Annotated in this window: 12 protein-coding genes; 4 read left to right on the top strand and 8 right to left on the bottom strand. The window is 71.0% G+C overall.

Annotation, left to right across the window (positions count from 1 at the left end):
* The first annotated feature begins 75 nt into the window (after positions 1 to 75).
* Positions 76 to 2,601, top strand: coding sequence for a protein kinase (locus AB0D85_RS27665; RefSeq protein WP_362325550.1), 2,526 nt, complete (start codon positions 76 to 78; stop codon positions 2,599 to 2,601).
* A 55-nt stretch (positions 2,602 to 2,656) separates the two neighbouring features.
* Here AB0D85_RS27665 and AB0D85_RS27660 read toward each other — a convergent pair whose 3' ends face one another.
* The 8 genes from AB0D85_RS27660 to AB0D85_RS27625 all read right to left on the bottom strand — a co-directional run bounded on the left by AB0D85_RS27660 (position 2,657) and on the right by AB0D85_RS27625 (position 13,385).
* Complete coding sequence (locus tag AB0D85_RS27660) at positions 2,657 to 3,238, bottom strand: ATP/GTP-binding protein (protein WP_123973912.1); 582 nt, start codon at positions 3,236 to 3,238, stop codon at positions 2,657 to 2,659.
* A complete protein-coding gene (locus tag AB0D85_RS27655) occupies positions 3,219 to 3,782 on the bottom strand; it encodes a DUF742 domain-containing protein (RefSeq protein ID WP_362325546.1) in 564 nt (187 codons plus the stop codon). The genes AB0D85_RS27660 and AB0D85_RS27655 overlap by 20 nt, the downstream gene beginning before the upstream one ends.
* A gap of 96 nt (positions 3,783 to 3,878) precedes the next feature.
* A complete protein-coding gene (locus AB0D85_RS27650; protein ID WP_093825739.1) occupies positions 3,879 to 4,292 on the bottom strand; it encodes a roadblock/LC7 domain-containing protein in 414 nt (137 codons plus the stop codon).
* A gap of 10 nt (positions 4,293 to 4,302) precedes the next feature.
* On the bottom strand, positions 4,303 to 7,554 hold the full coding sequence (locus tag AB0D85_RS27645; protein WP_362325541.1) for a nitrate- and nitrite sensing domain-containing protein: 3,252 nt from the start codon (positions 7,552 to 7,554) through the stop codon (positions 4,303 to 4,305).
* A gap of 392 nt (positions 7,555 to 7,946) precedes the next feature.
* Positions 7,947 to 8,522 carry an ATP/GTP-binding protein gene (locus AB0D85_RS27640; protein WP_046729249.1) on the bottom strand — a complete coding sequence of 192 codons (576 nt, stop codon included), beginning with the start codon at positions 8,520 to 8,522 and terminating at the stop codon, positions 7,947 to 7,949.
* Positions 8,503 to 8,901: a DUF742 domain-containing protein gene (locus AB0D85_RS27635; RefSeq protein WP_019058642.1), complete on the bottom strand. Its 399-nt coding sequence runs from the start codon at positions 8,899 to 8,901 to the stop codon at positions 8,503 to 8,505. The genes AB0D85_RS27640 and AB0D85_RS27635 overlap by 20 nt, the downstream gene beginning before the upstream one ends.
* Before the next feature lie 110 nt (positions 8,902 to 9,011).
* Positions 9,012 to 9,425 carry a roadblock/LC7 domain-containing protein gene (locus tag AB0D85_RS27630; RefSeq protein WP_037654657.1) on the bottom strand — a complete coding sequence of 138 codons (414 nt, stop codon included), beginning with the start codon at positions 9,423 to 9,425 and terminating at the stop codon, positions 9,012 to 9,014.
* Between the two features lie 9 nt (positions 9,426 to 9,434).
* Positions 9,435 to 13,385 carry a nitrate- and nitrite sensing domain-containing protein gene (locus AB0D85_RS27625; protein ID WP_362325536.1) on the bottom strand — a complete coding sequence of 1,317 codons (3,951 nt, stop codon included), beginning with the start codon at positions 13,383 to 13,385 and terminating at the stop codon, positions 9,435 to 9,437.
* A 571-nt stretch (positions 13,386 to 13,956) separates the two neighbouring features.
* On the opposite strand from AB0D85_RS27625, the gene AB0D85_RS27620 reads away from it, so the two are divergent.
* The 3 genes from AB0D85_RS27620 to gltX all read left to right on the top strand — a co-directional run bounded on the left by AB0D85_RS27620 (position 13,957) and on the right by gltX (position 16,542).
* On the top strand, positions 13,957 to 14,145 hold the full coding sequence (locus AB0D85_RS27620) for a hypothetical protein (RefSeq protein WP_362325533.1): 189 nt from the start codon (positions 13,957 to 13,959) through the stop codon (positions 14,143 to 14,145).
* A 134-nt stretch (positions 14,146 to 14,279) separates the two neighbouring features.
* On the top strand, positions 14,280 to 15,065 hold the full coding sequence (locus tag AB0D85_RS27615; protein ID WP_362325530.1) for a fumarylacetoacetate hydrolase family protein: 786 nt from the start codon (positions 14,280 to 14,282) through the stop codon (positions 15,063 to 15,065).
* The gene (gene gltX / locus AB0D85_RS27610) at positions 15,058 to 16,542 is read left to right on the top strand and encodes a glutamate--tRNA ligase (RefSeq protein WP_362325527.1); all 1,485 of its coding nucleotides are present in this window, start codon (positions 15,058 to 15,060) and stop codon (positions 16,540 to 16,542) included. Before AB0D85_RS27615 ends, gltX begins: the two co-directional genes overlap by 8 nt.
* The last annotated feature ends 45 nt before the right edge of the window (positions 16,543 to 16,587 follow it).

Below are 16,587 nucleotides of genomic sequence, written 5' to 3'. Positions count from 1 at the left end.
TCACGACGGCCCCGGCACCGGTCGAGCACTAATATGACCGGGCTGGTGGTACCCGTGGGGCTGAGGGGCGGCGCGATGGGCAGACGGGAAGCTCCGGTTCCGGACGGTCCCTTGAGGGACTTCGCCCAGGGGCTGCGGGACCTGCGGGCACAGACACCCGGCTCGCCCACCTACCGGGAACTGGCCGCCCGCGCACGCTACTCGTCCTCCGCCCTGTCGGACGCGGCCTCCGGACGCCGGCTGCCGTCGTGGGAGGTCACCGCGGCGTTCGTGGCCGCCTGCGGCGGTGACGTGGCGCACTGGCGGGAGCGCTGGCGCCACCTGGACGCCCGGCTGCGCCACAACGACCCGACCCTCCTGCCCGACGGCGGCACGACGACGGATCCGGAGGCGGACACGGCGGGGAATCCGGTGGCCCCGGAGACGGACCCGCCGGATACGACGGACGCCGTACCGCAACCCTCGGACGCCGCACCGCACACTCCGGAACCCGCGCAGTCGGCTCCGGTGCCCACGGGTCCGGCTTCGGCCCCCTCGGGTCCGGCTTCGGCCCCCTCGGGTCCGGCTTCGGCCCCCTCGGGTCCGGCTTCGGCCCCCTCGGGTCCGGCTTCGGCCCCCTCGGGTCCGGCTTCGGCCCCCTCGGGTCCGGCCTCGGCCCCCTCGGGTCCGGCTTCGGTGCTCCCGGACTTGGCTTCGGCGCCCTCGGAGTCGGCTCCGGAACGCCTGGACTCGGCTCCTCTGCCCCCGGGCCCGGCTCCGGCGCCCTCGGGCTCGGCTCCGGTGCCCACGGGTCCGGCTTCGGCGTCCCAGGCACCGGCACCGGCGTCCCCGGCACCGGCGCCCCCCGCCGCCGTAGCCGCCTGGCCCTCGCCCGTCCCGGAAGACGTCTCCGTTTCGGCCGTTGGCACCCTCACCGTCTCCGATCCCGTGAAGGCCGGTCCCTACCGGCTGCTGGGGCGGTTGGGGGCGGGGTCGATGGGGGTGGTGTATCTGGGGGTGTCACGGGCCGGGCGGCCGGTCGCCGTGAAGGTGGTGCGCGCGGATCTCGCCGAGGACCCGCACTTCCGGGAGCGGTTCGCCGCGGAGGTCGCGGCGGCGCGGCGGGTCTCCGGGCCGTACACCGCCGCCGTGCTGGACGCCGACACCGAGGCCGAGCGGCCCTGGCTGGCCGCCGCGTACCTGCCGGGGCCGTCGCTGGAGGAGACCGTACGGTCCGCGGGTCCGTTGCCCGCGGCGGTCGTGCTGGGCCTGGCCGCCGGTATCGCCGAGGCCCTGGCCGCCATCCACCGCGCCGGCGTGCTGCACCGCGATCTGACGCCCGGCAACGTCGTCCTGGACGACGACGGTCCGAAGGTCGTCGACTTCGGGGTGGCCCGCACCGTGGACGCCGCCCGGCTGACCCGGACCGGCGTACGGGTCGGCACCGTGCCGTTCATGGCGCCCGAGCAGGCCGACGGGCGGGAGGTCACCGCGGCCTCGGACGTGTTCGCGCTGGGCTGTGTGCTCGCCTACGCGGCCACCGGCATCCCGCCGTTCGGCGCCGGCACCAGCGGCGAGGTGCTGTACCGCATCGCGCACGCCGCCCCCGACCCCGCGGCCCTCGACTGCGGTGACGACCGGCTGCGGGAGCTGATCGAGCGGTGCCTGGACAAGGACCCCGGGCGCCGCCCGGCGCCGGAGGAGATCGTCTCCCTGTGCGGTGCGGACCGTCCGGGCGAGCTGGCGTGGCTGCCCACGGCCGCGGCCTCCCGGCTGGCCGCCCGCCGCGCCCAGGTCGACGGCGTACTCGCCAGGGCGGCCACCCGCCGTACCGTGGTCCGCGTCCGGCTCACCGCCGTACCGCTCGTCCTCGCCACGGGTATCGCCGTGGCCGTGGCCCTGACGGTCGGCCACAACAGCACCTCCACCCTCACCGCGCCGCCGGAGACCGGCACGGGCGGCCCCACGGCCCCGTCCAGGGCCGCCGGCAGCCCGTCAGGCACCGGCACACCGTCCCCCGGCGCCCGTTCGGCCACTCCCGCCCGTTCCGCGTCCTCGTCGCCGTCGGCGGTCCTGGCGGGCCGGGGCGGCACCGCCGGCACCCCGTCGTCCCACCCCTCCGCCACCCACGCGAGCCCCACGGTCACCTGGAGCGGCTACTCGGGCACGGGCTGCGCCTCCTCCGGCGCGGCACGCACCGACTTCAACGCCAAGGACGGCGCCTGGAAGCAGACCACGGGCGGCGCCTATCTCCACGGCTGCGGCGCGGCCGAGTACATCAACCTCTACGACGACCACGACGACGGCTGGAACGCCAACGCCGACTGGGTCTTCACGCCCGGCACCGAGGTCGGCGCGTGCAGCTTCCGCATCCACGTGGCGCAGGGGACCTGGGCCGACGCGGCCCACTACAAGGTCTACGACGTGGACAGCACCGTCGACGGCCAGGCCGCCTACTTCGCCGACTTCACCTTCGACCAGCACGCCTACGACGCGGGCGGCTGGTACACCACCCGCACCTTCGCCTTCCGCACCGGCACGATCGACCTGGCCCTGACCAACACGGGCCCGACGGGCGGCCGAGGGGTGGTCGCCGACATGGTGACGGCGACCTGCTCCTGAGGACGCACAAAGGGCCCCTTCCTTGTGGAAAGGGCCCTCACCGGAGAATCGTCCGTTACCGCAGGCGCGCCATCAGCGCGTGCTCGACGAGAGTGATCAGCGCCGACTTGGCGTCCGCGCGATGCCGCGCGTCGGTCGTGATGATCGGCGTGTCGGGGCCGATCTGCAGCGCCTCGCGGACCTCTTCGGGGTTGTACGGCTGGCTGCCGTCGAAGCCGTTGAGAGCGACGACGAACGGCAGCCCGCTGTTCTCGAAGTAGTCGACCGCGGGGAAGCAGTCGGCGAGGCGCCGGGTGTCGACCAGGACGATCGCGCCGATCGCGCCGCGCACCAGGTCGTCCCACATGAACCAGAAACGGTCCTGGCCGGGGGTGCCGAACAGGTACAGGATCAGGTCCTGGTCAAGGGTGATACGGCCGAAGTCCATGGCGACCGTGGTGGTCGTCTTGTCCCCGGTGTGGGTGAGGTCGTCGATGCCGGCCGACGCGGACGTCATCACGGCCTCTGTGCGCAGCGGGTTGATCTCCGAGACGGCGCCGACGAACGTGGTCTTGCCCACGCCGAAGCCGCCCGCCACCACGATCTTCGCTGAGGTGGTGGAGCGGGAAGGACCGCCGCTAGAGCTTGCGAAGTCCACTGAGCACCCTTTCGAGCAGTGTCACGTCTGGCTGGCCACCGGCGTTCTCGTCGCCGCCGGGCTGATGGATGGCGACCAGGCCCGCCTCCGCCAAGTCGGCGACGAGGATCCTGGCCACGCCGAGAGGGATCGACAGGAGGGCCGAGACTTCGGCCACCGACTTGATCTCACGGCAGAGGTTGCAGATCCGCTGATGCTCGGGCAGCTGGCCCTGCATCTGGTGCGGCTGCGCGGTGGTGTGCACCAGTGCCTCGATGGCGAGCTGGTAGCGCGGGCGGGTCCGGCCGCCGGTCATGGCGTACGGACGCACCAAGGGGTTGTTGGCCGCCGGCGCAGGCTCAGAGCGGCGCTGCGGCTGTACCGGCTGGATGCGCGGCGCCGGGGGCTGGTCGTACGGCGAGGGGCCGGGGCCCTGCGGCGCGTACGGCTGCCGGTGGCTCGGCGTGGAGGGGAAGTTGTACCGGTTCGCGGAACCGTCGTTCTGGCCCTGCGCAGGACCGTACGACCAGTTGCCGTTATTCGAACCGCCTGGGGGTGTTGCCACTTTCTCTCCTCCTCCGACCGTGCCGGGCACCCATCCTTGTGGAGCCGCGTCCCGAAACCTTACGACCCCGGGACGCCAAAACGCACCGTCTGACTATTAGTTGAGAAGGCTTCCTTGGAGTTCCTGGCGCAGATCCGGGGTAAGTACCGTGCCCGCGCGGTCCACCAAAAGGGCCATCTCGTACCCAATGAGGCCGATATCGGCCTCCGGGTGGGCCAGTACCGCCAGCGAGGAACCGTCGGATACGGACATGATGAACAGGAATCCCCGCTCCATCTCCACAACCGTCTGATTCACGCTGCCGCCCTCGAAGATCCGGGAGGCGCCTGCCGTCAGAGACGTCAGACCGGAGGCGACGGCCGCGAGCTGGTCGGCGCGGTCGCGGGGGAAGCCTTCGGACATCGCCAGAAGGAGTCCGTCGGCGGAGACCACCACCGTGTGGGACACCCCCGGGGTGTTGTCCACGAAGTTGGTGATCAACCAGTTCAGGTTCTGTGCCGCCTGGCTCATCGGGCTCACACTAACGCTCCTGGTTGTAGGTGCTGTCAGGACCGAAGCCCTGGCCGTTCGTTTCACTGCCTGCGCTGCGTCCGCGCTGGACGCCCTGACGCAGGTTGCTCAGCCTGCCCCGGATGTCCTCCGGGGAGCGGGAGACCTGTGGGCCTCCCTGAGGGGTGCTCGCGGCGGCTCCCTCGACCAGGTTGGCCTTGGGGACCCGCCTCGGCAGACCGGAGGAGGTGACCCCGCCCGCCTTGGGCTTGCGCAGCGCCGAGGCCTGCTGCCAACGCTCGTCGTTCTGGGAACGCCAGGCGTCGTTGCCGCCCGCTTCCGGAGCCGAGGCCGCCGGAGCGGCAGCCGCCGGTGCCGGGGCCGCGGCCTGCTGCACGGGACCCGCGCCGTTCGAGCCGGCCGTACCGGCGGCGGAGCCCCGGCGGGGCAGCCCGGCGTCGGTCAGCTGGTGACCGGCGGAGGGGGCCCCTCCCGGACGGTCGAAGCCTACGCGGTTCCGCTCGTCCACGTCACCGGCCTGCGGCGACTCCGCTTCCGGAGCGTACTGGGCCGGGTAACCGTTCTGGTAACTGTCCTGCTGGGGCCAGTCGTCCTGGTAGGGCTGGTCCCCGAATGCCGGGAACGCGTCGGGGGCGGCGGCCTGCGCGGCCGCGGGCTCCTCCTGCACCGGCTCCGGATAGGCGGGCTCGGGGTAGCCGCCGTTGACGGAGAACGGGTCGTTCTGCGGCAGGCCGCCGTTCGGCGCGTAGTACTGCTCGTCGTACGTGCTCTGCGACTGCTCCTGGTACGACGGCTGCGCGTCGTAGCCCGCGGGCTGCTCCTGGAAGCCGGTGGCGCCGGTGTCGTAGTCCTGCCGGCCGGCGTCGAACTCGTCGACGTACGCCGGGATCTCGGAGGTCTCCTGCGGGGCCTGTGCGGCCTGCGGGGCGCCCGTCTGGGCCTCCAGGGCCGCCCGGCGCTCGTCGCGCATCAGGGAGCGGCCCACGGGGTCGAGGTCGCGGATGTCGTCGGGGACTTCCACGTAACGGCTGTCGTCGAAGCCGAGCTCGGCCGCCGTGCGCATCGGCTGGAGCTGCGGCTGGGCGAAGTTCTCCGCCTGGTACTGCTGCTCCGGGATGATCTGCGAGACCGTGAACTCGTCGCGCTCCAGCGGCTGTTCGCCGCCACCGCCGTGCGTGATCGCGTCCGGCAGCATGACCAGCGAGGTGGTGCCGGCCTGCTCGCCCGAGGGACGGAGCTGAACACGGATGCCGTGCCGGTCGGAGAGGCGGCCGACCACGAAGAGGCCCATGCGCTGGGAGATCGCGGCGTCCACGGTCGGCGGGTTGGCCAGCTTGTGGTTGATGTCCGCGAAGTCCTCGGCGGTGAGGCCGATGCCCTTGTCGTGGATCTCGATCATGACGCGGCCGTCGGGGAGACGGGTCGCGGTGACGCGGACCTTGGTCTGCGGGGAGGAGAACGTGGTCGCGTTCTCCAGGAGCTCGGCGAGCAGGTGCACGAGGTCGGTGACCGCGCGGCCGTGGATCTCGGCCTCCGGGACGCCGGAGAGCTCGATGCGCTCGTACTGCTCCACCTCGGAGGAGGCGGCGCGCAGCACGTCGACCAGCGGGACCGGCTGGTCCCAGCGGCGGCCGGGCTCCTCGCCGGCGAGGACCAGGAGGTTCTCGCCGTTGCGGCGCATACGGGTCGCGAGGTGGTCCAGCTTGAAGAGGTTCTCCAGCTGGTCCGGGTCGGCCTCGTTGTTCTCCAGGTCGGTGATCAGGGTCAGCTGGCCCTCGATCAGCGACTGGTTGCGGCGCGACAGGTTGGTGAAGATCGCGTTGATGTTGCCCCGCAGCAGGGCCTGCTCGGCGGCGAGCCGGACGGCCTCGCGGTGGACCTGGTCGAAGGCGCGGGCGACTTCGCCGATCTCGTCGGTCGTGCTGATGGGGATCGGCGCCACCCGGGTGTCGACCCGGCCCGGGTCGGTGCGGGAGAGCTGGTCGACCAGCATCGGCAGGCGCTGCTCGGCGATGCCGAAGGCGGCGTTGCGCAGCTGGCGCATCGAGCGGGACATCTGGCGGGCCACCATGCCGGCCAGGATGAACGCGGCGAGCAGGGCGACCACGACCGCGGCACCGGTGATGAACGCGGAGGTCTTGGCGTCGTCGGCGATACCGGAGGCCTCGCTCACCGCCTTGTCGGCCATGTCCGACTCGATCGTGCGGTAGGCGTTGTACTTGAGTGTGTTGACCGCCCACCAGTTCTCGGCGGTGATGCCCTGGGTGGCCAGCGCCTGCCGGGTGCTCGGGTCGGTGTCCTTCAGCGTCGCGAGCGCCGAGACCATCGTGGTGGTGCTGGACGGCGGGGCCACGTAGTTCGGGTCCTTGGCCTTGGCCGCCTGGACCATCGCCGCGCCGTCGGTCTTGATCTTCTTCTCGAGGTCGGTGAGCTTCTGCGCGTCGGCCTCGGTGCCACCGCCGACGTACTCCTCGACGGCGATGCCCTCGAGATAGGCGTACGACGAGAGGGCGACCCGCTGCGTGGCCAGGTTCCCGGCGTCGGGCCCCGGCTTGATCAGCAGGTGCATGCCGATCGACCGCTCCAGCGACAGCGCCGCCTTGGTGAGCGAGATGGCGTAGACGGTGCGGCCGTAGGAGGTGATGTTTCCGGTGCCCAGACCGAGCTCGTTGGCGAACTCCATCAGCGGGTGGGCGATCTGGGTGTAACCCTCTTCGGTCTGCACACCGGTGAGCTTGGTGGTGTACGCCGCGGCGCGGAGGTTCGTGAGACTGGGCTCGGCCTCGCGGAACAGCTTCAGCCGGCGTTCGAGGCCGGCTTTCTGGGGCATGTTCTGCGCGGCGGCGTCGAAGGCGTCGGCGGCCTTGTCGGTCTCCGCGCGCGCCGCGGTGACGGTGGCCTTGTTCTTGTTCAGGAGCAGCGGCGCCGCGCTGACGTCACGCTCGTTGTAGAGAGCGTCACCGTAGGTGAGGGCGGCGCGGACCAGGCGCGCGGTGTTCTCCGCGTCGCGGGCCTCCTGCCAGGTGTCGATGGAACTCTTCACCTGGAAACCGCCCATGACCAGGCCGACGGCCACGGGTATGAGCAGAATCGCGTTCAGCCTGGTCGGTACTCGCCAGTTCCGCGGTGAGAAACGGCCGCCGCTCTTCGCGGGCGCGGCCGGTGGTTCCGCGGCTGGCACAGGGGTGGGCGCCGCAGCGCGCGGCGGCGGGGTGAAGTTGCCCCGTGCCGACGGCTCGGGACCGTTCTTGCTTCGCCTCACTCGACCAACAACCTCTCGGCGGCGGGCACCTGTCGTCGTGCCGCAGTCTCTCAGAGCCCGGTGTGTCGCAGACCACTACTCAGTACGTCTTTGACTATTGGGCAGTTCAGGCATTCCAGCACGGGGGCCTGCGCACTTCCAAACACCGGAAACCTGCGGAGTACGCTGATGTAAGCCCCAGATAAAACGGTCATAAAGAGCGAGCCCCGCCAAAAGGCGGGGCCGTTGTGAGCGCAGTGGTACCGCCTGACCGCGACGCGTGGCGATGCCACTGGATTCCTCTGCCGAAACGTTATGAACACCGGAGCCGACCGTGTCAAAGGCCACAGCCGGCTCCGGTTTCCTTACGACAACTGTCGTACACGACGTCGCACTTGGATGCGGTCCGGCCGCTACCGCAGCCGTGCCATGAGGGCGTGCTCCACCAGTGTGATCAGCGCGCTCTTCGCGTCGGCGCGATGCCGGGCGTCCGTCGTGATGATGGGGGCGTCCGGTCCGATCTGCAGCGCCTCGCGCACCTCTTCCGGCGTGTAGGGCTGGTGCCCGTCGAAGCCGTTCAGGGCTATGACGAACGGCAGCCCGCTGTTCTCGAAGTAGTCGACCGCGGGGAAGCAGTCGGCGAGGCGCCGGGTGTCGACCAGGACGACGGCGCCGATCGCGCCGCGCACCAGGTCGTCCCACATGAACCAGAAACGGTCCTGGCCGGGGGTGCCGAACAGGTACAGGATCAGGTCCTGGTCGAGCGTGATACGGCCGAAGTCCATGGCCACCGTGGTGGTGGTCTTGTCCCCGGTGTGGGTCAGGTCGTCGATGCCCGCCGAGGCGGACGTCATCACGGCCTCCGTGCGCAGCGGGTTGATCTCGGAGACCGCTCCCACGAACGTGGTCTTGCCGACGCCGAAGCCGCCCGCCACCACGATCTTCGCGGAGGTGGTGGCCCGGCCTCCGTCAGAGCTTGCGAAGTCCACTGAGCACCCTTTCGAGCAGCGTCACGTCAGGAGCGCCGCCGTTGTTCTCGTCGCCGCCCGGCTGGTGGATGGCGACCAGGCCGGCCTCGGCGAGGTCGGCCACCAGGATCCGGGCCACACCCAGCGGCATGGCGAGCAGCGCGGAGACCTCGGCCACCGACTTCACCTCACGGCAGAGGTGGCAGATGCGCTGGTGCTCCGGGAGCAGCCCCATGAGTGCTGCCGGGTCGGCCGTGGTGCTGATCAGCGCCTCGATGGCGAGCTGGTAGCGCGGCCGGGTCCGGCCGCCGGTCATCGCGTAAGGACGTACCAGCGGCTGGTCGCCCTCGTCCCCGTACGGCTCCGCGTACGGATCATGAGAGGCGGTGGGCGGGGTCATCGTTCCTCCGGGCGGGACAGCAAGTCGGTCAGTCGTGCCGTCGGACGTGGCCGGTGGGGGGATTGTGGCGGCCGGACGGTGATTTGGTGAGGTGGGTTGGATCCAGGCTGTCAGTGGAGCAGACTGCCTTGCAGTTCGGCGCGCAGGTCGGGCGTGAGCACCGCGCCCGCGCGGTCGACCAGCAGTGCCATCTCGTAGCCGACGAGGCCGATGTCGCACTCCGGGTGGGCCAGAACGGCGAGGGACGAGCCGTCGGAGATGGACATCAGGAAGAGAAAGCCGCGTTCCATCTCGACGACGGTCTGCGCCACGGTGCCGCCCTCGAAGATCCGGGAGGCCCCGGCGGTCAGCGAGGTGAGCCCGGACGCGACCGCCGCCAGCTGGTCGGCACGGTCACGCGGGAAGCCTTCGGACATCGCCAGAAGGAGACCGTCGGCGGACACGACGACGGTGTGGGACACACCTGGGGTGTTGTCCACGAAGTTGGTGATCAACCAGTTGAGGTTCTGTGCCGCCTGGCTCATCGGACTCAACTAACGCTCCTGCTGGTGAGTGGGGCTCGGGAAGCTGCCGGTCTGGGGGCCAGGACTGGCCTGCCGACCCTGCGCGATACCCCGACGGAGATTGGTCAGGCGGCCGCGCACGTCGTCAGGCGCACGCGAGACAGCCGGACCGGTGTGGTGCTGTTGCTGCTGAGCCGTGCCCGGCACGAGGTTCGCCCGTGGGACCCGACGCGGCAGACCGGAGGTGGTGACACCGCCCGCCGCCGGCTGCCGTACGCGCTCCGCCTGCCGGACGAGGTCGTCGTTGGGCGAGGTGCGCCAGGCCGCCTGGGCGGGACGCTGGGGGGCCGCGGCTGTGGGGGCCGGCGGCTGGGAGGGCACCGGCGGGATCGACGCCGAGCCGTTGCCGTTGCTCTGCGGGCGCTGCTGCTGCTCCTGCTGGCCGCCGTGGAACCAGTTGGTCTCCAGCGTGTCGTACAGCGGGGTACGACCGTCACCGGGACCGCTGGCCGGCGGCAGCGCCTCGGGCTCCTGGCGGGCGGGCATCGCGGGCGGGACCGGCGGGCGCTGGGCCGCGCCGAAGTCGATGCCGCGGCCGTTGGTCCCCGGACGCTCGAACTGGCCCGGGTTGTGCTGGCCGTTGCCGTTGCCGTTGCTGCCGTTGAGGTGCTGGCCGTTGCTCGCGTAGCCGTTCTGGCGGCCGGGCAGGGAGTGCTGCCCGGTGGAGCCGCTGTCGAAGGACGGCGTGCCGAACTGGCCGGTGGAGCCGTTGTCGTAGGCCTGCGGAGCGGCGAACTGCCCGGTGTTCTGGGAGCCGTTCGGCTGCGCCGGCGTGCCGAACACGTCGGAGCGGACGAACTGCCCAGAGTCCTGCTGGCCGTTGCTGCCGGGCCGCGGGAACGAGCCGGTGTCCTGCTGGCCGTTCATGCCCGGCCGGGGGAAGGAACCGGTGTCCTGCTGGCCGTTCACACCCGGGCGCGGGAACGAGCCCGTGTTCTGGGGGCCCGCGGTGAAGTCCGGGCGCGGGAACTCGCCGGTGGACGACGGGTTCTGCGGGATCGCGGGCATCTGCGAGGTCGCGCCCAGGTCCTGCCGGTCGTCGATGCGGGGCATCGACGCCGTCCGGGTCGGGTCCTGCTCATCATGGCCGCGCGGAGTGTCCAGCGAGGCGCGGGAGAGCGGCGGCTGGGCGTTCTCGTCGCTCCAGCTGGGCCGGCCCGCCTGCGGGTTGCCGCCGGGCAGCTCGGCCCGCGGGCCACCGCGCGGCGGCAGCTGGGGCTGACGGCCCTGGTCGGAGGAGTTCGCGGAGCGCTGCGGCGGGACCGGGCCACGGTTGCCGAAGGCATCCTGACCACCGAAGGCGTCCTGGCCTCCGAAGGCGTCCTGCCTGTTGCCGAACGCGTCCTGGGCGCCGAAGGCACCCGCACCGGCGGTCGGCCGACCGCCCTGCTGGGGACCCTGCGGACCCCGCGCGCCGCCCTGCGCACCCGGGCGGCCGCCGTTCGGGCCCGCGCCGGGCAGTGCCGCCCGGGGACCCTGGCCCGCACCGACCTGGCCGCGCGGACCGGCACCGGCACCGAGCAGTCCGCCACCGGAGGGCCCGCCGGAACCGAGGGCACCACCACGCGGTCCGGCTCCGCCGGCACCGCCGCCGAGGGCCGGGGCGGGGGCACCCGCGCCGAGCGAACCGGCAGCGCCGCCCTGGCCGTTGCCCCGGCGGGCCGCTGCCGCACCGGCCGCGGCCTGCGCGGCGGCCGGACCGCCGGTCGGCGCCGGGGCGCCGGGCTTGCCGGGAGCGGGCTTCTTGCCGCCCTGGGCGACATCGACCGGGAGCATGACCAGCGCGGTCGTACCACCGGAGTCGGACGGGCGCAGCTGGATGCGGATGCCGTGGCGCTGCGACAGCCGGCCGACCACGAACAGACCCATGCGGCGGGAGACCGAGACATCCACGGTGGGCGGCGAGGCGAGCCGCTCGTTGATCGCCGCGAGGTCCTCGGGGGAGAGGCCGATACCGGTGTCGTGGATCTCGATCAGCACCCGGCCGTCGGGCAGGGCGTGACCGGTGACCTTGACCTTGGTCTGCGGAGAGGAGAACGACGTGGCGTTCTCGAGGAGCTCGGCGAGCAGGTGCACGAGGTCGTTGACCACGCGGCCGGCCACTTCGGTGGTCGGCACGGCGGCCAGTTCGATGCGCTCGTACTGCTCCACCTCGGAGGCGGCGGCGCGGAGCACGTCGACCAGCGGGACCGGGCGGGTCCAGCGGCGGCCGGGCTCCTCACCGGCGAGGACCAGAAGGTTTTCACCGTTCCGGCGCATACGGGTCGCGAGGTGGTCGAGCTTGAAGAGGGAGGACAGCTGGTCCGGGTCGGCCTCGCGGGACTCCAGTTCGGAGATGAGCGAGAGCTGACGCTGGATGAGGCCCTGGGAGCGGCGCGAGAGGTTGGTGAACATCGCGTTGACGTTGCCCCGCAGCAGGGCCTGCTCGGCGGCGAGACGGACCGCCTCGCGGTGCACGTCGTCGAAGGCCGCGGCCACCTGGCCGATCTCGTCCCGGGAGTGCACACCGACCGACTCCACGGACGTGTCGACGTCCTGCGGGTCGGACTCGGAGAGCTGCTTGACCAGCTCGGGCAGCCGGTCCTGGGCGACCTTGGTGGCGGTCTCCTGGAGGCGGCGCAGCGAGCGGATCATGGAGCGGGCCACGACGAAGGCGCCGACCAGCGACACGCCGAGGACGAGCAGGATCAGCGCACCGGAGAGGATCGCCTCCTGCTCGGAGGAGGAGCGCAGCTCGCGGGCCTTCTGCTCCATGTCCTCGAGCAGCGTGTGCTCGATCTTCTGCATCTGCTCGATCTTGGTCGAGCTGTCGTCCACCCAGTCGCGGTACGACCGCTTGGAGAGCTCGTTCAGACCGTTCTGGGCGCCGAGGGCGCGCTTGGCGTAGGTGTCCGCCGACTCGATCGTCGGGTTGCCGCCGTCGATCGGGCTGAGCAGCGAGGAGGCGTTGCCGGCGTAGATCTTCCGGAAGATCGTCAGCTCGGAGGTCTCGCTCTCCTGGGCCGACTCGGCGTACAGCCGGTCGTTCTCGGAGAGGTCGCCGGCGGAGGTGTTGTTGGCCGGCAGGGCCGCGGCGATGACCGCTCGCTGCACGGACGCGTACTCCTTGGCGGTGGAGAACGCCGCCAGGGCGCGGGTGCGCTGGATCATCTCCGAGTTGCTGGAGGCCTGCGCCATGTCCTGCGAGAGGTCGATCAGCTGGGTGATCAGCCGGTGGTAGGCCTCGACCGTCTGGGTCGAGTTCCGCTGCTGCTGGTAGGCGTCCTTGCGGATCTTCGCCAGGTCGTCCAGCTGGCCGGCCAGACCGACGAGGCTGTCACGGACACCCTGGAGCTGACCGTTCTTGCTCGCGGTGTCGATTTCCTCGGAGGCGTTGAGGAAGTTCTCGCGGGCCTGGTCGGTCTTCTCCTCGAGACCCTTGACCGCCACGTTGCTGGTCGACGCACCGTGCGCCAGCGGACCCGCCGACTGGTCGCGCTCGTCCTGGAGCGCCTGGGCCAGTTCGGTGGCCTGCTTGGTCATGTCGGTCAGCAGCTTCATGTTGTCGAGCTGCTGGATGTCGTCGAGCGACTGGTTGATGCGCACCGCGCCCAGCGTCGTCGCCGCCACCACGGGGAGCGCGAGCAGCGACACCAGGCGCGTGGAGATGCGCCAGTTGCGCAGTGCCACGCGCGAACCGGGGTTGGACGGGCCCTTCGGGGGCTTGACCGTGGGTGCCGGTGTGGCGGTCGGCTGGGGGCCCGTGGACCCCGAAGACGCCGATACGGCGGGGCGCCCTGGGCGCTCACCGCCGTCACCAACACCACCGGCCGGAGCCGGGCCCGGGTTCTGGGCGTGCTGGGGCGAGGAACCGCGGTCGGTCCCGCCGTGCGCCTCCGGCTCTGCCGAAGCGCTGCCATCCCTCTTGAATCGTCCCTGCACTAGCGTCGCAACCTCTGGACCAGGCACCCCTCCGCTGAACGGAAGGACACGGTGTCGGCGTTGTAGGGGGGAGCGCCCTGAATACGCCCCCTGTTGGTCGTGAGTGTGACCGGCGCTGGCTCCCCCTGTCTCGCCGCCACCCGGCGCTGCTGTGCGCCCCCTGCGCGCCGGCTCGATCCTGCGGCGGTTCCGTGGAATTCCAGCACAGTGCCGGATCTCCAACAAGGGCCGTGGGCCGAGCTGTGACCTCCGTGACAGCGTGTGAGTGACACGTTACGAGATGTCGAAGCCGATCACGTACATAACGGGCGTATGCCTGCCAGTCGCGAGTGCGCGAGGCGTGTCCCAGTCGCCATGATCAGGAGCGGAATGACAGGTTCAGTTCGTCAATGTCCGTTTCGTAGCGGTGAGTTGTCGGCCCGGAATGACCGTTTTGGCCTTGCCTTCGTGAGCAAACTCACACGCGGATCACAGCCACTTGGCGGCTTCCGCCGGGAATTCGATGTTTAGCCTGGCGCTTTACAAGAGGGAAGTCTCTGCCAACCCACACATGACGGGGTCAACGACAACCGTGAAGACGACGATGATGTTCCGCAACATAGCCAACCCCCGGCGCACCACCCTCGCCCACCTCAAGGACGCCGAGGAACTGCAGACCCCGGAGCTCCCCGAGCACTCCCTCGACCTCCCCGCCCAGACCGCCAACCCCCGGCGCACCGTTCTCATGGAGATCCCGGCCGGGACCTCGGTCGCCGAGTAGTACGGGCCAGGGCCGCCGTTCACTCAGCCCCCGGCGTTCACCCGCCCACCGGGTTATTCCACGGCGGCCGCTCCTCACCGCGTTAGCCTGGAGCGTCAGACTCCAGCCGGCTCAGTGAGGGGCGCAAGGATCCCGTGCGCATCGCCAGGTTCTCCATCGACGGGAACGTCGCCTTCGGCGCCGTCGAGGGCGACAAGCAGGACGAACTCGTCCTCGACATCATCAAGGGCATTCCGTTCACGGACTTCGAACTCTCCGGGACCAAGGTCCCGCTGAGCAAGGTCCGGCTGCTCCCGCCGGTGCTCCCCAACAAGGTCGTGGCCTACGGCCGCAACTACGCGGAGCACGCGAAGGAGCTGGGCAACGAGGTCCCGGACGTCCCCTTCGCCTTCTTCAAGCCGTCCACCTCGGTGATCGGCCACGGCGACGAGATCCAGTACCCCCCGTTCTCCCAGGACCTCCACCACGAGGCCGAACTGGCCGTGGTCATCGGCCGTATGTGCCGCGAGGTCCCGCGTGAGCGCGTGGCGGACGTGATCTTCGGTTACACCTGCGCCAACGACGTCACCGCGCGCGACGTCCAGAAGCGCGAGAAGCAGTGGGCCCGGGCCAAGGGCTTCGACACCTCCTGCCCGCTCGGCCCCTGGGTGGAGACCGACCTGGACCTCGCCACCGCGTCCGACCTGACGATCCAGCTCACGGTCAACGGCGAACAGCGCCAGCTCGGCCGGACGAGCGAGATGATCCACTCCATCGAGGACCTGATCGTCAACATCACCGAGGCGATGACGCTGCTCCCCGGCGACGTCATCCTCACCGGCACCCCGGCAGGGGTCGGCCCCCTCAACGTCGGCGACGAGGTCGCCGTCACCATCGAAGGCATCGGCACTCTCACCAACAAGGTTGTCAAGCGTGGCTAGCGCAGCAGGCTCCCCCGTTCGCGTACGTTTCTGTCCGTCGCCCACCGGTAACCCCCATGTGGGCCTGGTCCGCACCGCCCTGTTCAACTGGGCGTTCGCCCGGCACCACAAGGGCACCCTGGTCTTCCGCATCGAGGACACCGACGCGGCCCGCGACTCCGAGGAGTCGTACAACCAGCTGCTCGACGCGATGCGCTGGCTGGGCTTCGACTGGGACGAGGGCCCCGAGGTCGGCGGCCCGCACGCGCCGTACCGCCAGTCGCAGCGGATGGACATCTACAAGGACGTCGCGCAGAAGCTCCTCGACGCCGGCCACGCCTACCACTGCTACTGCTCCCAGGAGGAGCTGGACACCCGCCGCGAGGCCGCCCGCGCCGCCGGCAAGCCGTCCGGCTACGACGGCCACTGCCGCGACCTCACGGCCGCGCAGGTCGAGGAGTACCAGGCCCAGGGCCGTACCCCCATCGTCCGCTTCCGGATGCCCGACGAGACGATCACCTTCACGGACCTGGTCCGCGGCGAGCTGACCTTCACCCCGGAGAACGTCCCGGACTACGGCATCGTCCGCGCGAACGGCGCCCCGCTGTACACGCTGGTCAACCCGGTCGACGACGCCCTGATGGAGATCACCCACGTCCTGCGCGGCGAGGACCTGCTCTCCTCCACCCCCCGCCAGATCGCCCTCTACAAGGCGCTGACCGAGCTCGGCATCGCCCAGCGGATCCCGGACTTCGGCCACCTCCCCTACGTCATGGGCGAGGGCAACAAGAAGCTGTCGAAGCGCGACCCGGAGTCGTCCCTCAACCTCTACCGCGAGCGCGGCTTCCTCCCCGAGGGCCTGCTCAACTACCTCTCCCTGCTGGGCTGGTCGCTCTCGGCCGACCAGGACATCTTCTCGGTCGACGAGATGGTCGCGGCCTTCGACGTCGCGGACGTCCAGCCCAACCCGGCCCGCTTCGACCTCAAGAAGTGCGAGGCGATCAACGCCGACCACATCCGCATGCTGGATGTGAAGGACTTCACGGAGCGCTGCGCCCCCTGGCTGAAGGCCCCCTTCGCCCCCTGGGCCCCGGAGGACTTCGACGAGGCCAAGTGGGCGGCGATCGCCCCGCACGCCCAGACCCGGCTGAAGGTCCTGTCGGAGATCACCGACAACGTCGACTTCCTGTTCCTGGCGGAGCCGGTCGTCGACGAGCCCTCCTGGACCAAGGCGATGAAGGAGGGCAGCGACGCCCTCCTGGCCACGGCCCGCGAGAAGCTGGAGTCGGCCGACTGGACCTCCCCCGAGTCGCTGAAGGAGGCCGTCCTGGCCGCCGGCGAGGCCCACGGCCTCAAGCTCGGCAAGGCCCAGGCCCCGGTCCGGGTGGCCGTCACCGGCCGCACGGTCGGCCTGCCGCTCTTCGAGTCCCTGGAGGTCCTGGGCAAGGAGAAGACGCTGGCCCGGATCGACGCGGCGCTGGCGAAGCTGGCCGCGTAGCAGTCCCGCTCGTGTGAGGGGCGGCGACCTGGACACCGGTCGCCG

Origin of the sequence: Streptomyces sp. NPDC048277 (assembly GCF_040652235.1) — a bacterium.
Lineage (GTDB): Bacteria > Actinomycetota > Actinomycetes > Streptomycetales > Streptomycetaceae > Streptomyces.
This window is presented reverse-complemented; position numbering and strand designations above follow the sequence as displayed.

Coding starts and splice junctions, on each gene's coding strand:
- AB0D85_RS27635 (WP_019058642.1), bottom strand. CDS start 8,901: ATGACCCCGCCCACCGCCTCTCATGATCCGTACGCGGAGCCGTACGGG.
- AB0D85_RS27665 (WP_362325550.1), top strand. CDS start 76: ATGGGCAGACGGGAAGCTCCGGTTCCGGACGGTCCCTTGAGGGACTTC.
- AB0D85_RS27650 (WP_093825739.1), bottom strand. CDS start 4,292: ATGAGCCAGGCGGCACAGAACCTGAACTGGTTGATCACCAACTTCGTG.
- AB0D85_RS27630 (WP_037654657.1), bottom strand. CDS start 9,425: ATGAGCCAGGCGGCACAGAACCTCAACTGGTTGATCACCAACTTCGTG.